Origin of the sequence: Pseudomonas sp. FSL R10-2189 (genome assembly GCF_009600325.1) — a bacterium.
GTDB classification, from domain to species: Bacteria; Pseudomonadota; Gammaproteobacteria; order Pseudomonadales; family Pseudomonadaceae; genus Aquipseudomonas; species Aquipseudomonas helleri.
Map to the genome: position 1 here is coordinate 196,666 of NZ_WIVZ01000003.1, position 14,961 is coordinate 211,626.

The 14,961-nt window shown below is 59.6% G+C and carries 15 protein-coding genes; 4 read left to right on the plus strand and 11 right to left on the minus strand.

Features of this window, described 5'->3' with window-relative positions; all coding sequences use genetic code 11:
* Window position 1 precedes the first annotated feature (1 nt).
* The 6 genes from GHO32_RS04110 to GHO32_RS04135 form a co-directional block, all read right to left on the minus strand.
* Window positions 2-994 carry a TRAP transporter substrate-binding protein gene (locus GHO32_RS04110; protein ID WP_153333121.1) on the minus strand — a complete coding sequence of 331 codons (993 nt, stop codon included), beginning with the start codon at window positions 992-994 and terminating at the stop codon, window positions 2-4.
* 64 nt (window positions 995-1,058) lie between these two features.
* Entirely contained in the window at window positions 1,059-1,886 is an 828-nt protein-coding gene (locus GHO32_RS04115) for a CoA ester lyase (protein ID WP_153333123.1), read from the minus strand.
* A gap of 35 nt (window positions 1,887-1,921) precedes the next feature.
* On the minus strand, window positions 1,922-3,127 hold the full coding sequence (locus tag GHO32_RS04120; RefSeq protein WP_153333125.1) for a CaiB/BaiF CoA-transferase family protein: 1,206 nt from the start codon (window positions 3,125-3,127) through the stop codon (window positions 1,922-1,924).
* Complete coding sequence (locus GHO32_RS04125) at window positions 3,124-4,506, minus strand: MmgE/PrpD family protein (RefSeq protein WP_153338138.1); 1,383 nt, start codon at window positions 4,504-4,506, stop codon at window positions 3,124-3,126. The genes GHO32_RS04120 and GHO32_RS04125 overlap by 4 nt, the downstream gene beginning before the upstream one ends.
* A gap of 33 nt (window positions 4,507-4,539) precedes the next feature.
* A complete protein-coding gene (locus GHO32_RS04130; protein ID WP_153333130.1) occupies window positions 4,540-5,703 on the minus strand; it encodes an acyl-CoA dehydrogenase family protein in 1,164 nt (387 codons plus the stop codon).
* Between the two features lie 39 nt (window positions 5,704-5,742).
* Window positions 5,743-6,570: a MaoC family dehydratase N-terminal domain-containing protein gene (locus GHO32_RS04135; RefSeq protein ID WP_153333132.1), complete on the minus strand. Its 828-nt coding sequence runs from the start codon at window positions 6,568-6,570 to the stop codon at window positions 5,743-5,745.
* 142 nt (window positions 6,571-6,712) lie between these two features.
* Here GHO32_RS04135 and GHO32_RS04140 point away from each other — a divergent pair, with 142 nt between their 5' ends.
* From GHO32_RS04140 to GHO32_RS04155, 4 genes are all read left to right on the plus strand, one after another.
* Window positions 6,713-7,621, plus strand: coding sequence for a LysR family transcriptional regulator (locus tag GHO32_RS04140; protein ID WP_153333134.1), 909 nt, complete (start codon window positions 6,713-6,715; stop codon window positions 7,619-7,621).
* A gap of 84 nt (window positions 7,622-7,705) precedes the next feature.
* Entirely contained in the window at window positions 7,706-9,046 is a 1,341-nt protein-coding gene (locus tag GHO32_RS04145; protein WP_153333135.1) for an MFS transporter, read from the plus strand.
* Between the two features lie 181 nt (window positions 9,047-9,227).
* Window positions 9,228-10,058: an alpha/beta fold hydrolase gene (locus tag GHO32_RS04150; RefSeq protein WP_368668378.1), complete on the plus strand. Its 831-nt coding sequence runs from the start codon at window positions 9,228-9,230 to the stop codon at window positions 10,056-10,058.
* 76 nt (window positions 10,059-10,134) lie between these two features.
* A complete protein-coding gene (locus tag GHO32_RS04155) occupies window positions 10,135-11,106 on the plus strand; it encodes a GGDEF domain-containing protein (RefSeq protein WP_178113836.1) in 972 nt (323 codons plus the stop codon).
* Between the two features lie 5 nt (window positions 11,107-11,111).
* On the opposite strand, the gene GHO32_RS04160 is transcribed toward GHO32_RS04155, so the two are convergent.
* From GHO32_RS04160 to GHO32_RS04180, 5 genes are all read right to left on the minus strand, one after another.
* A complete protein-coding gene (locus GHO32_RS04160; RefSeq protein WP_153333137.1) occupies window positions 11,112-11,789 on the minus strand; it encodes a glutathione S-transferase family protein in 678 nt (225 codons plus the stop codon).
* Entirely contained in the window at window positions 11,786-12,421 is a 636-nt protein-coding gene (locus tag GHO32_RS04165) for a TetR/AcrR family transcriptional regulator (protein WP_153333139.1), read from the minus strand. The genes GHO32_RS04160 and GHO32_RS04165 overlap by 4 nt, the downstream gene beginning before the upstream one ends.
* A gap of 98 nt (window positions 12,422-12,519) precedes the next feature.
* Window positions 12,520-12,987 (minus strand): peptide-methionine (S)-S-oxide reductase MsrA, encoded by a 468-nt coding sequence (gene msrA / locus GHO32_RS04170; RefSeq protein WP_153333141.1) that lies wholly within the window; start codon window positions 12,985-12,987, stop codon window positions 12,520-12,522.
* Window positions 12,984-13,904 carry a homocysteine S-methyltransferase family protein gene (locus GHO32_RS04175; protein WP_153333143.1) on the minus strand — a complete coding sequence of 307 codons (921 nt, stop codon included), beginning with the start codon at window positions 13,902-13,904 and terminating at the stop codon, window positions 12,984-12,986. The genes msrA and GHO32_RS04175 overlap by 4 nt, the downstream gene beginning before the upstream one ends.
* Entirely contained in the window at window positions 13,901-14,950 is a 1,050-nt protein-coding gene (locus GHO32_RS04180) for a glycine betaine ABC transporter substrate-binding protein (RefSeq protein WP_368668379.1), read from the minus strand. Before GHO32_RS04180 ends, GHO32_RS04175 begins: the two co-directional genes overlap by 4 nt.
* Window positions 14,951-14,961 lie beyond the last annotated feature (11 nt).

The following is a 14,961-nucleotide window of genomic DNA, read 5'->3' on the forward strand; positions in this document are numbered from 1 at the left end:
CTTAACTGCTTTGGTTCGATTGCTCCGCTGCCTTGATCAGGTCGACACCGATGTCTTTTTCGAATTTTTTCCAGACCGGGCGCATGGCTTCACGCCACTCTTCGCGCTGCTCAGGTGTGAGGGTGATGACTTCGCTGGTGCCCGAATCGACGATGGTTTTTCTGGAGGCCTGGTTCAGCTCCTCGGCCTGCTTGTTCACCTCGACCGTGACCTCAGTCATGATCTGATCCAGTGACGTGCGCACATCTTCAGGCAGGCTGTTCCAGAACTTGGTGTTGGTGATCACCATGTAGTCGATGGCGCCATGGTCAGACTCAGTGAAGTACTTCTGCACCTCGTTGACCTTCTGGCTTTCATAGTTCGACCAGGTGTTCTCAGTACCGTTGACCACCCCGGTCTGCAGCCCTTGATACACCTCGGCAAAACTCATTTTTCGCGGTGCTGCGCGCAACGCCTTGAACTGCTCATCCAGCACCGCCGACGCCTGCACCCGGAACTTCAGGCCACGTGCATCCTTGGGCTCGTACAGCGCCTTGTTGGCCGACAATTGCTTCATGCCGTTATGCCAGTAACCGAGGCCGGTAATGCCCTTGCTTTCCATGGACTTGAGCAGCCCCTGGCCTTCGGGGCTCTGCTGGAAGCGATCAAGCGAGTTGATGTCGTTGAACAAAAATGGCAAGTCGAAGATCTGGATCGGCTTGGAGTAATGCTCAAACTTGGCCAGCGATGGCGCCAGCAACTGAACGTCGCCAAGCAGCAGCGCTTCCATCTCCTTGCCGTCACCAAACAACGACGAGTTCGGGTACACCTCGACCTTCACTTGGCCAGGCAGACGCTCTTCAGCCAGCTTTTTGAACATCAGGGCGCCCTGCCCCTTGGGCGTGTGTTCGGCAACCACGTGGGCGAATTTGATACTGATGGGATCTGCCGCACTTGCCAGACCGGCATACAGTGGCAGGGCGCAGGCCAAAGCCTTGAGAGTGTGTTTAAACATGGGGCATGTACCTCTTGTTGTTATTGTTTGGTCGTGCTTGGTTTTTCGTGGTGATGCTTTTGACTCAGGCAGGCGTCACACCGGCCCGATGTAATACCTGGCGGGCATGCCCGATGACGGGCGCGTCAACCATCTGCCCATCGACCACATAGACCCCGCCGCCAGCCGCCACCGCATCCAGCACCCGGCGCGCCCAGTCCAGCTCTTCAGGGCCGGGCATAAAGGCCGTGTGAATCAGTGCCACCTGGCTGGGGTGGATGCACAGCAAGCCGCCAAAGCCCATGTCCCGGGCATCGGCAGCCATGCAGGTCATGCCTGCGGTGTTTTTGATGTCGGGGAACACGCTGTCCAGCGGCGGCGACAAGTGCGCCAGGGTGCTGTGCAAGACAATGGCGTAGCGCGCCTGATCGAGCATGCGTTGGGCGCCAGCAGTGCCACTCATCAAACCAAGGTCGAGGCCCAGATCCAGCGCGCCAAAACTCAAGCGCTCGACTCCGTGTGCACGGGCAATGGCCGGTAACTCAAGCAGGCCTTTGGCGCTCTCGATGATGGGCCAGACCGGCTTGGCGCAAACCGCCACCCGTTCCACCTGCTCAGCGCTTTCAGCCTTGGGCAGCAGCACGGCGACCACACCGGGGTAGCGAGCACACAGGGCCAGATCAGCGGCCTGCTGCTCATGCGCTGGCGCGTTGATACGTACCAGAATGCACGCCTGTGGATTGGCCTCCAGATACGCCTGCAGATTGCTGCGCGCTTCAACCTTGAGGTGTTCCGCCACGGCGTCCTCAAGGTCGACGATGACCGCATCGGCGCCACTGCCCAGCGCTTTGTCGATGCGCTCTGGCCGGGTGGCCGGCACAAACAGTGCCGAGCGAATAGTACTTCTGTCCATGAACTGCTCCATGCAGGGGATGTGAGGCGCCAGCCTCACACCGCTCCTTGTTCGTGTAGGCGCTGGATGTCATGCGCCTTGTAACCCAACTCGGCCAGCACGCTGTCGGTGTGCTCGCCCAAACCCGGCACCGGATCCATACGCGGCTCAAACGCCGTGTTACGGCCCGGAGGGAGCAGCGCCGCCAACTTGCCGGACGGGCTGTCCACTTCACGCCAGCGATCACGCGCCTGCAGTTGTGGATGCGCCCAGACCCCGGCCATGTCGTTGACATGGGCGTTGGCAATCAGCGCCGTGTCCAGCCGTGCAATCACCTGTGCAGCCGTCATGTGGGCAAACGTCTCAACGATGATGGCCCGCAACTCGGCACGGTTCTCTGAACGTCGTGCATTGGCATTAAAGCGCGAGTCGCGCGCAAGGTCTGGTCGCAGCAACACCTTGTCGCAAAACTGCTGCCATTCACGCTCATTCTGCAAACCGAGCATCACCGTACCGCCATCCCCTGTGGGGAACGGCCCGTAGGGGTAAATCGTCGCGTGGGCGGCGCCCGCTCTGGGTGGTGGCGGTGCGCCTTCGTAGGCGTAATACAGCGGGTAACCCATCCACTCCACCAGGCTTTCCAGCATCGACACATCGACACGGCTGCCCTCGCCGGTCTTGTCGCGCAGCAACAGGGCCGAGAGCACGCCGGTATAGGCATACATGCCTGCGGCAATGTCAGCGATCGAACAGCCGGCCTTGGCCATCTCGTTTTCACCCGGCCCGCCGGTCACCGACAAAAATCCGCCCTCGCTCTGGATCAGCAGGTCGTAGGCCTTTTTCTGCTCGTAAGGCCCGCCTTCGCCGTAACCGGAAATATCGCAGACGATCAACCTCGGAAAGCGCTCATGCAGGTCAGCAAACGACAGCCCCATGCGTTGCGCGGCGCCCGGTGCAAGGTTCTGCACCAGCACATCAGCCGTGCTCAGCAGCTTGTCGAGCACCTGCCCGGCCTCGTCCTGCTTGACGTTGAGGGTCAGGCTCTCTTTGGAGCGGTTGGTCCAGACAAAGTGTGAAGCCAGGCCATTGACGCGCTCGTCATAGTCGCGGGCAAAGTCACCGGAGCCAGGGCGTTCAACCTTGATCACCCGTGCGCCCAGATCGGCCAGCTGCCGGGTACAGAACGGCGCAGCGATGGCATGCTCCAGGCTGACCACAGTAATGCCGTCCAGCGGGCGGGGTTTGGCGGTGTTGTCGTTCATGCTGCGCTCCCGGCAAAGGTTGTGGTTCGCGTCAACGCGCTCAAGTCATCAAGTTCGCGCAGGTTCCAGACCAGTCCGATCAGGCCCGTCGCCTGCTCGTCAGTGCGTGCTCCGGAGAACGCCAGCAGGCGGCGAAATTTGTCTTCCAGATCGGCGCGGCTCAGGGTATTGCCCGGATCGCCCTTGGGCTCGTCGATGCGCCCGTGCAAGGTCTGACCGGCCAGCGTGGTGACCTCGACCCGGCCCAGCCAGCGTTGCGGATACGCCCCGTCGACTTCCTCGTCCAGCACCATGCGCACCTTGTCGCGCACATCGCTTACCCGCGAATCAGTCAGCGCGTATTGATGAAACTCCGGCAGCCCGGCCTTGCCATACACAGCGATCAACCCCAGCACCGTGCCCATGGAAAACTTGGCCTGATGCACGGTCTGCGGCACCTGCACGCGGCCCAGTACATCGATGGCGCCCTGATGCACGCGCGTGGTGACCCCTGCGATGTCCTCAGCGCTCAGTTGCTCGCGCTGCATCAGCGCCAGCAGTGCATCGGCGGCCGGGTGCGTGTGTCGGCACGAGGCGTGAAACTTGAACGAGGTTTCTACCAGCGCCCAGCGCGTGCCCAAACCGTCTGACAACTTGCCCGGCTGCGCATCGCTGGACATACCGGCCGCCATGCCCTGCTCGCCTTCCAGAATGTTCTGTGCGCCGCTCAGCCCTTCAGCCGTCAGGTAGGCAGCCAGCAGGCCATCGGCAGCGGCTTTGGCGGTGTGCAATTGCTTGGAGTCTGCGGCGTCACGCAAGAACTCCCACAAGCCTGCCGCCTGGGTGCCGGCCGTACCAAGTACGTGGGTGAATTGTTCCTGGTTAAAGTCCATCAGCTTGCCGACACCCACCGCCGCCGCCAGCGTGCCCACCGTGGCGGTGGTGTGGAAGATGCGGTAGTGCGAGCGCCCGAGGAACTCACCGATACGAATGCCCGCTTCATACCCGGCCACCGCCGCAACGATCAATTCGCGACCGGTTTTACCCAGTGCCTGAGCCGCCGCCAGCACTGCCGGGAACACCACGGTCGCCGGGTGCAGCACCGAACTGTTGTGCAAGTCATCCTGCTCAACCAGGTGTGAGCTGGCGCCATTGACCAATGCGGCGAAATACGCAGAACTGGTTTTGCCGCTGACCAAAATACCGGACGGGCCGCTGGCGGGGCCCATCATTGCGGCATAGCGCTCGAACAGCGGAATCGGGTGCATGCCCTGGCTGGCCAGCGCCGAGCCCAGCCAGTCGAGAAACAACTCTTCAGTGCGATCAATGACCGCTTCAGGCAACTGCGCGTGATGCAAATTGGCCAAAAATTCTGTAAGCGCTTGCGTGTGCTGACTCATGCAGCGTTCCCCATGAAAGACGAAAGACCGTGGTCAGAAAGAACGCGGCAGTTCGAGCAAATGCTCAGCCACGTAAGACAAGATCAGGTTGGTCGAAATAGGCGCCACCTGGTACAGGCGGGTCTCGCGGAACTTGCGCTCAACGTCGTATTCGTTGGCAAAACCGAAGCCGCCATGGGTTTGCAGGCACGCGTTAGCCGCCTCCCAACTGGCCTTGGCCGCGAGGTACTTGGCCATGTTCGCTGCCGCCCCGGCATTGCGCCCGTTGTCGTACTCGTCACAGGCACGCCAGCGCATCAGGTCGGCGGCTTCCAGCTCGATATGGGCTTCGGCAATCGGGAACTGTACGCCCTGGTTCTGGCCAATCGGACGGCCAAACACCACGCGATCACGGGCGTACTGCGCAGACTTTTCGTTGAACCAGCGGCCATCACCGATGCACTCGGCGGCGATCAGCGTACGTTCGGCATTGAGGCCGTCGAGAATGTAGCGAAAGCCCTTGCCTTCTTCGCCAATCAGGCTGCTGGCCGGAATTTCCAGATTGTCGAAAAACAGCTCGTTGGTTTCGTGATTGACCATGTTGGCAATCGGCTGCACGGTCAGGCCGTTGCCGATGGCTTCGCGCAGGTCAACGAGGAAAATCGACATGCCATCGGCCTTTCTCTCGACCTCGGCCAGCGGCGTGGTGCGCGCCAGCAAGATCATCAGGTCCGAGTGTTGAATCCGCGAGATCCAGACCTTCTGCCCGTTGATCACATATTTATCGCCACGGCGCACGGCGGTGGTCTTGATCTTGGTGGTGTCGGTGCCGGTGGTGGGTTCGGTCACGCCCATGGACTGCAAGCGCAACTCGCCGCTGGCCAGCTTGGGCAGGTAATAACCTTTTTGCTCCTCGCTGCCATGGCGCAGCAAGGTAAACATGTTGTACATCTGGCCATGCACCGTGCCGGAGTTGCCGCCACAGTGGTTGACTTCTTCGAGAATGATCGACGCTTCGGCCAGGCCCAAACCCGAGCCGCCGTAGGCTTCGGGGATCATTGCCGACAACCAGCCCGCCTCGGTCATGGCGGCCACAAACGCTTCAGGAAAGCCCTTTTCTTCGTCGATCTTGCGCCAGTACTCGGCCGAGAACTCGGCGCACAAGGCGCGCACGCCCTCGCGAATGGCGTTGTAGTCGTCGTTCAGATACGGATTCATCTCAGGTCCTTGTTGTATTTATTGTGCTGAATGCCACGGTCAATCGAAGGTCACTTCGCCTTGCTGGGCGATGCCCTGTGCATTGCCTGCCCACACCTGCGCCTTGCCCTGAGCGCTGACACGCCCGCCCACGACAAAGGGCTGCGGGGCGATCAATGGGCGCAGGCCGCGATACGTAAAACCGCGTAAACGCGCATCAGGATTGGCCCGGCAAAATGCCCGCAGGGCCAGCGTGGCGATCAACGGCCCGTGCACCACCAACCCCGGATAGCCCTCGGTTTGCGTCGCGTAAGGCCAGTCGTAGTGAATGCGGTGACCATTGAAGGTGACGGCGGAATAGCGGAACAGCAGGGTTGGATCAGGGTCGACGGACTCCTGCCAGGTGCCCGCAGGCAACGGCTCGCCGCTGGTCAATTTAGGCGGCGTCGGTTCGCGGTAGACGATGTCTTGCTCTTCACGGATCGCCAGTTGGCCGTCTTGCAGGTAGTCATGCTGGACCGTGACAAACAGCAGCGAACCAGTCTTGCCGTGTTTTTCCTGAACGTTGGTGATGGTGGAAACCCGCGTAGCGTCGGCACCCACTTTGAGTGGTGCGTAAAACTCGAAACGCCCGCCCGCCCACATGCGGTTGCGGTTGTGCGCCGGGGGCAAAAAACCACCCCGGGCCGGATGCCCGTCGCCGCCCAGGCCGCTCGACTCAACGGCAGGCTGGAAGAAGCACCATTGCCACAGTGCAGGTAAAGGCTCGCCAGCGTGTGGCACACGCTCGCCCAATGTCGCGGCGATGCGGGTGACCAGGTTGAGACTGATGTGATCGTGGATCTCTTCAGTACGACCGATCCAGGTGGACAGTGCGTTATCGCTCATCGGTAATGTCCCGTGGCTTGTTGTTTTAGCCAAGATTGCTAAAAGCCCGGCGATCTGTGAATCTGCGATTTCGTAAGGGGGCGTTCGGATTTGCTTAACGCCAAGACTGTGGACCAGCACTCACGCTCAACGGATATCTGCCATGCACTTCGATTTGGTCGACCTGCGCCTGTTTATTCAAATCGCCGAATCCCCCAGCATGACCCAGGGCGCACGCAAGGCCTTCATGTCACCTGCTGCGGCCAGTGCGCGCATCAAAAGCCTGGAAGAAAGCCTGGCCAGCCGCCTGTTGTACCGTGACAGCCGGGGTGTAGAACTGACGCCCGCAGGCAAGCTGTTTTTGCACCATGCGCGAGTGATCATGCGCCAGGTGGACTACATGAAAAACGAGTTCACCGAGTACGGAGCCGAGGCCAGCGGGCACATCAAGATCTTCGCCAACACCACCGCCGCGACCGAATTCTTGCCGGAAATCCTTGCCGGGTTTCTCGCTGAACGACCGGGCGTTACGGTCGACCTTCAGGAGCGGCTCAGCCGTGACATCGTGCGCGGCGTGATGGACGGCTCCACCGATTTGGGCATCATCGCCGGCCCGATCAAGGCAGATGGCTTGCAGGTCATACATTTCAGCACCGACCAGTTGATTCTGGTCACCCCGCTCGACCATCCACTGGCCACACGCAAAAAGGTCAAATTGACCGAGACCCTGGCCTATCCGCATATCGGCTTGCATGAAGGCACCACGCTGCTGCGCTTTTTGAACGAACAAGTGGCCCTGAGCGGCCAGGCGTTGAACATGCGCATCAAGGTCTACAGCTTCGAGGCCATGTGCCGCATGGTTGAAGCCGGCGTTGGCCTGGCGATCCTGCCGGAATCCTCGGCCCGGCGTCATCAGCACACCATGGGCTTGCACATCGTCGAGCTTGACGAACCCTGGCGCGTGCGTGAGCGCAGCATCCTGGTCCGCGATCTGGAAGCGTTGCCCGCCGTGATCCGCGCATTGATCACTATTTTTTTGACACAAACTGACAAAGACCAGCGTCGCTCCTGAATACGTCGAGGGCACTTTTGAAGCGTTCCCCCCTCAGGGCTGCCCCGATAATCGATCGATCACGGATCCATTATCGAGGCTCATATGACCAGCACCACACCCGGGCACGTCAGCCCTAAAACGCTGAGAAAAGTGATTGTCGCGGCCTCGATCGGCAACTTTGTCGAGTGGTTTGATTTCGCGGTGTATGGCTTTCTCGCAACCACCATCGCCCAGCAGTTCTTCCCCAGTGAAGACGCCAGCGCGGCGCTGCTCAAAACCTTTGCCGTGTTCGCGGTTGCCTTTGCCTTTCGCCCGCTGGGCGGGGTGATTTTCGGCATGCTCGGCGACCGCATCGGCCGCAAGCGAACCCTGGCCATGACCATTTTGCTGATGGCCGCGGCGACCACCCTGATCGGCGTGCTGCCCACCTATGCGGCGATCGGGGTAATGGCGCCGATTATGTTGACGCTGATCCGTTGCGCCCAGGGCTTTTCAGCGGGCGGCGAATACGCAGGCGCGTGCGCTTATTTGATGGAGCACGCGCCGGACCATAAACGGGCCTGGTACGGCAGCTTTGTGCCGGTATCGACGTTCTCCGCCTTCGCCGCAGCGGCCGTTGCGGCTTATGCCCTTGAGGCTTCGTTGTCGGCAGAAGCCATGAGCAGTTGGGGCTGGCGCGTGCCGTTTCTGATTGCCGCGCCACTGGGGCTGGTCGGCCTGTACATGCGCAACAAACTGGATGAAACCCCGGCGTTCCAGGCGGTCACCGAAGAGCACGACGTCGCCCATTCGCCACTCAAAGAAACCTTGCGCAACCATGGCGCTGCCATTTGCTGCCTGGGCGCTTTTGTGTCGCTGACGGCGTTGTCGTTCTATATGTTCACCACTTACTTTGCCACCTACCTGCAAGTAGCTGGTGGCTTGAGCCGCGCCATGGCCTTGCTGGTGTCGTTGATTGCCCTGATTTTCGCTGCCGCCATCTGCCCGCTGGCCGGGCTGTATTCCGACCGGGTGGGGCGTCGGGCCACAGTCATGACCGCCTGCGCGCTGCTGATCGTCGCCGTGTACCCGTCGTTCCTGATGGCCAGCTCCGGCGGGTTCGCTGCATCTGTCATCGGCGTCATGCTGCTGGCGATTGGCGCGGTGCTGTGTGGCGTGGTGACCGCCGCCCTGCTCTCGGAAACCTTCCCGACCCGCACCCGTTACACCGCCTCGGCTATCACCTACAACATGGCCTACACCCTGTTTGGCGGCACCGCACCGCTGGTAGCCACCTGGCTCATCAGCACCACCGGCAGCAACCTGTCGCCAGCGTTTTACCTGATGGCCGTTGCAGTACTCGCCCTGGCAGGCGGCTTGGCGCTGCCAGAAACATCACGCATATCCCTGCACGACGTGCCGGGCCTGGAGAAAAAACACGCCTTGCGCACAGCCGCGTTATAGAGCGAACCTTCGCGCAGCCTGCAAGCGCTGATGCAGGCTGCGACCTGGCGCCTAAGCCAGGGATGCCGTTTTGCCATCACCCTCGTTATACTGACGCGCTACTGACGCCATCTTGTCGACACAAACCTTGGACTGTGTTGTGGCCTCTGATCACCGCCCCCTTAACAGAGGTGTTGCAGAAGTGGGTATCATCCAGCGCAACAACGTTAAGCAATTACCCCACGCTAACCCCGATGCACCGGTCATCCTTTACGCCCATGGATTTGGCTGTAATCAGGAAATGTGGCACCTCCTCACGCCGGAGTTTGCCGCCACCCACCGGCAAATATTATTCGACTATGTGGGCAGCGGCAGCTCGGATGCGCGCGCATTTGATGCGCTCAGATACAGCTCGCTGGCCGGTTATGCGCAGGACCTGATCGAGGTGTGCGACGCTTTGGGCCTGTCCAAAGATGTGATCTTCGTCGGGCACTCCGTCAGTTGCAGCATCGGCATCCTGGCGTCGATCCAACGCCCTGACCTTTTCTCACAAATGGTCCTGGTGGGGCCTTCGCCCTGTTTCTTGAACGCCCCACCCGCGTATAGTGGCGGCTTCGAGCGAGCAGACCTCGAAGCGTTACTGGCCCTCATGGATCAGAACTACATCGGTTGGGCAGAGTACTTTGCCCCCGTGGTGGCTGGCTCACAGGCAGATCCACCGATCACGGCTCAGTTGGCAGGCAGTTTCTGCTCAACAGACCCGGTTATGGCGCGGCAATTCGCCCAGGCCACTTTCTTCTCCGACATTCGCCAAGCGCTGGGCCGTTGCACAACTCCCAGCCTCATTCTGCAACATCGCCGCGATACGCTGGTGCCCCTGCCAGTCGGGGAGTACCTGAACGAACATCTGAAACACAGCGTCCTGCAAGTTCTGGACGTCTCCGGGCATTGCGCCCACATGAGTCACCCGCACCTGGTGGCTTCGGCTATACATCACTATCTGTCAGGGAGCGACAGTTGTGTTTTACCTTGAACGGTTGCCCTGCCCGGTAGTAGTCACAAACTGTAATGGTCACGTACTGCATACCAATCGGGACTTCAGGCAACTGGTGGCGTCTGAAAACTGCGATTACCTGGACAGTTACTTCCCGCCCGCCTCGCGTATTTTTCTGCACAGCTATGCCTGGCCGATGCTGCTAAAAAATGGTGAGTTCAGCGAGCTTTACCTGCAATTGCTGACCACCAATGGGCAACTGCTACCGGTGATGACGAACGCGCGGATCAGTCAGACCGAAAGCGAAAAGGTGGTGATCTGGCTGTTTTTCGTGGCCAAAGAGCGACAACGCTTTGAAGCCGAGTTGCTCAAGGCACGCCAACATGCCCAAGAAGCCGCCTTGCAACTGACTGAAGTGAACACTGAACTGCAGTATGCCAATGCGCAACTGAGCGAGTATGCGCAAGAAGCCAGAATCAAAGCAGACAAGTTCGCCCACCTGAGCCTGACGGACCCACTGACCAACTTGGGCAACAGGCGCGCCCTCACGCGCAGTGTCAAACAGTGGATGCTCACCGCAAACAGTCAATCGGTCAGTAGTTTGTTACTGATAGACATCGACTTTTTCAAGCAGATCAATGACCGGTTTGGCCATGCCGAGGGCGACAATGTGTTGCGCAACGTGGCCCAACGGTTGTTAGACAGTGCTCGCGCGCAGGACAGCGTCATTCGCCATGGCGGCGAAGAGTTCGCCCTGTGGCTGCCCAACTCAGACCTTGAGGGCGCAACACGCGCGGCCAAGCGGGTACACCAGCATATTTCCCGGGTCCAGGTGGCCGGTGAGAGCATCACCGTCAGCATCGGTGTTTCAAGCATGACGCAGAACGGCCACGAAGCCGGGATACTGCTTGAACATCTACTGGCACAGGCCGATATAGCGGTTTATGAAGCCAAAGCACACGGGCGTAACCGCACCATCTGCTTTGCCGATCAATCTCAGCCTTCGTGCCTGGGCAGCGACAAAGGTGAGGGAAAGGCACTGGCAGAAAGTGCACATTCCCTCCCCGACATTCATCGCTTCAGCTGACGTTTTTACTCAGCAATCTGCGGAAACATGGCTTTACGAGCGGCTGCATCCATTTCGGTTTTGTAGGTGTGCTGTGTCTTCAGCGCTTCGGCACGCTGCGCGGCCGGGCGAGCATTGATCTCATCCAGCAGGCGTTTGACGTGCGGCAGTTTTTCCCACGCATCATCCCCCAGGATGAAAGGCACCGCGCGGGCCCAGCCCCATACGGCCATGTCCACCAAGGTGTACTCATTGCCCAGCATGTAAGGCTGGTTGGCCAGACGATCATTAAGGATCTGCCAATGGCGCCAGGCTTCGTAGGTGTAGCGGGTAACCGCGTAGTCTTTGGGCTCCGGGGCGAAGTGTTTGAAATGCACATGCTGGCCCGAGTAAGGGCCAATGCCGGTGGCCACGAACATCAACCAGGACAACATTTCACCGCGGGCTTTAAGGTTATCGGCAGGCAAGAACTGCCCCGTCTTCTCGGCCAGATAAAGCAGCATGGCGTTGCTGTCGAACACAATGTTGTCGTCGTCGACCAATGCCGGCGTCTTGGCGTTGGGGTTAATTTTGAGAAACGCCGGCTCGTGCTGCTCACCCTTGCGGGTATCAACAGGTACCAGTTCATACGCGAGGCCTGATTCCTCAAGGAACAGCGCGACCTTGGCAGGGTTGGGAGACGGGTGATAGTAGAACTTGATCATGGTGACTCCGTGCAGGGGCTTTTAGTGAGCGTCGCAAGCGCCAAAGGCGTAAGCCCAAGGCTGTTAAGTGCAAGGTCAACCGCGTCTGTGACGCACGCGGGGTCGGGGTTGAGGCGCGCTAAAACGCGTACCCCCAGTAACAGACTCAGTAAATGGTGAGCTCCCTGCTTCGCATCAATCTCCCTGACACCGTCACCTTGCAGGCTAAAGGCCTGCAGACGGCTTTCGAAAAAACGGCGAATGGTCTCGAACTCTTCTGCGATGGCCTGGCGCAAGTCCGCGTCGTCTGTATGCGCCTCAAGCGCGGAGTTCACCAGCAGGCATCCACGGTGAAGCGGATCGTTCAACGTACGATCCAGGACTTCTGTGAAGAATAGAGTGATGGCCGTTCCGGCATCCGGCAGCCCTTCAAGGCGCCGGATCCGCTCACGCACACTGCATTCCAGATAGTGCGTAAGGGCACGACGATACAAGCAGCGTTTGTCGCCAAACGCGTTATAGAGACTGGGCTGGTTGAGGCCCGTACACCTGACCAGATCCCGGGTAGACGTGCCTTCATAGCCACGCACCCAGAAGGCGTCGACAACGGCGCTGAGAACCTTTGCTTCATCGAATGTACGTGGACGCGCCATTGACCGACATGCTCCAGGAAGATGCCGGGGACGATATCACATGTTTTGTATCAGCCGCCACAGAATGCGACTGATACGTTCACGCCACAGCGCAGCCATTAGATGGAACAGCTGCTGCCGCCATGTTTTTCGAGGTATCGCTGATGCTCTTCATCGGCCAGCACGAACTCAACCAACGGCACGATCACCGTCGCGACGGGTCGGTTCAACCTTCCCGAAGCCTCAAGCGCCTGCCTGGCAACCGATGCGACCTTCGCCTGCTCTTCAGACCCGAAAAACAGCGCTGAGCGGTATTTGATACCGACATCCGCACCTTGGCGGTCCACAGAGGCGGGATCGTGCACGGTCCAGAAGTGAGCGATCAGTTGATCGTAAGTAATCACTTGGGCATCGAAGTCGACCTGTACCACCTCGATCAACGCCGACTCATCCTCGGCAAAGCGGGCAAAACCCACCCGGCTGTCGATCACTCCAGGTAATGCCCGGAACGACGCCTCTGCGCCCCAAAAACAACCGGCACCAAAGGTCGCCTGTTCAACCAGTGCCTCTTCATTAAAATCCGTCATGCGCCCCCCTTCTCTTTTTCTGGCAATAAACTCGAATGCAACTGCGCGATGTGCTCAGGCCCTATTCCGCAGCATCCACCCACGATGCTGGCACCGGCCGCCACCCAGGTTCTCGACCAACTCAAGTAAGCCTCAGGGTCAAGATCACGTCTGATTTCAAGCAGCGTGCTATTGGCTTTGGCTTCGCTGTTCACAGGTGGAAAGGCATTGGCGTAAACCCCCAACTCCAGGGTTTGACCGAGTTGTTCAAGCACCTCCCGCGCTTGCGCCAGCGCAGCGCCCATAACTTCCGGCTGGCTGCAGTTAAACAGCACCGCCTTTGCGCCCAACTCGATGGCCGCCCGCACAGCGTCGGCGACCGCTTCAGTCGAGCGTAAGCGTGGTGGCTCACCGACCTCGTCCAGCAAGGTAAACGACAGCCAAAGCGGTTTCGGATTGTTATCCAGAGCTTCAACCACCGCGCGGACTTCAGCGATGGAGCTTTGGGTTTCCGCCAGCCAGACATCGACATGGGCCTCAAGACCCGCGATCAACTGCCGATGAATCGCCACCGAACGCTGATGGTCAAATAAGTCTGGTCGATAAGAGCCCAAGGCTGGCGGCAACGAGCCGGCCACCGTGACCGGCTCGTTACTGGCGGATGCGGCCTGGCGGGCGAGCGCCCCCGCACGCCCCGCCAATGTTAGCCCTTGCTGGGTAAAGCGCTCATCGCCGATGTGAAATGGCACAACCGCATAACTGTTAGTCGTGATGATCCGGGCACCGGCCGCAATAAACGCGCGATGAGCCTCAAACACATACTCGGGTGCCTCGATCAGCGCGAGCGCTGACCACTCCGGTTGGCGAAACGGTGCTCCGCTGCGCTGCAATTCGCGGCCCATGCCACCATCCAGCAAACGCAAGGAGACGTGGCTCATGGGTTGGCACTCACGGTAGGCGCCGGGGCTGCCAGCCATTGATCAACCGTCGCTGGGTTGGCCTTGATCCATTCTTTGGCCGCGATATCAGCCGGTACTTTTTGCTTTTCGATCTTCAGGATCAGGTCATTCAACTGCGCCGGGTCAATGGCTACATTACGCAGGAACTCGGCAATTTTCGGCGCGCGTTTCTGCAAGGCGGTTGATGCCAGGATATGCACTTTGGCGTCCGGATAAGCGCAGGTGATCTGGCTTTTGTTCAGCCAGTCAGGGTCAACTGTCGGGCTGATGAACTTCCAGCAGCCGTCGGCTTTGTACAGCGGGTCACCCTTTTTGTTGTCCTGGGCATAGCCATCGAACGCAGGCTCTTGCAGACGGCGCAGGTCAAAGGCCGAGAAAATCCAGTCCGGGGTGTAGGCGTAAAAGACCACGCCGCGCCCCGCCTTGTATGCCGCAGCCAGCTTGGCGTAAGTCACGGAGGCTTCGGTAGACACAGACTCGAACTTGTCTGCAAAACCGTAATCCTTGGCCTTGATTTCACCAATGTAGGTCGACTCCCAACCCGCCGGCCCGACCAACAATTGAGCCTTGCCGCCACCCAGCGGTTCGAAGAGCTTGGCGATTTCAGGTTTTTTCAGGTCGTAGACGGATTTAACGCCGTATTTGTCCTGCAAATACCCCGGAATATAAAAGCCTTGCTCACCCGCATAGGGTTTGAGGTTCGGCACCAGTGAGCGGGTGCCATCCGTGACATATTTGGCCCACGCCGCCGACTGGTTCGGCAGCCAGATATCCGTCAGCACGTCCACCGAGCCATCGCCTTTGGCGGCAGCGCTGAACAGTACCGGAACGTCCCCGGCCAGGTACGACACATCGCCATCGAGGCGGCTTTTGATCACCTCGCCAAGGATGTTCTGAATAGCAATGGCACCGGTCCAGTTCTGCTCACCAATGACAATTTTTTCTTTGGCGAATGCGCTGGCCGGAAGAATCAGGGAGGCCAGCAGCGCGGCTGCCCCCAATGAACGCAACAGAGGTGTCTTCACGATAAGTCTCA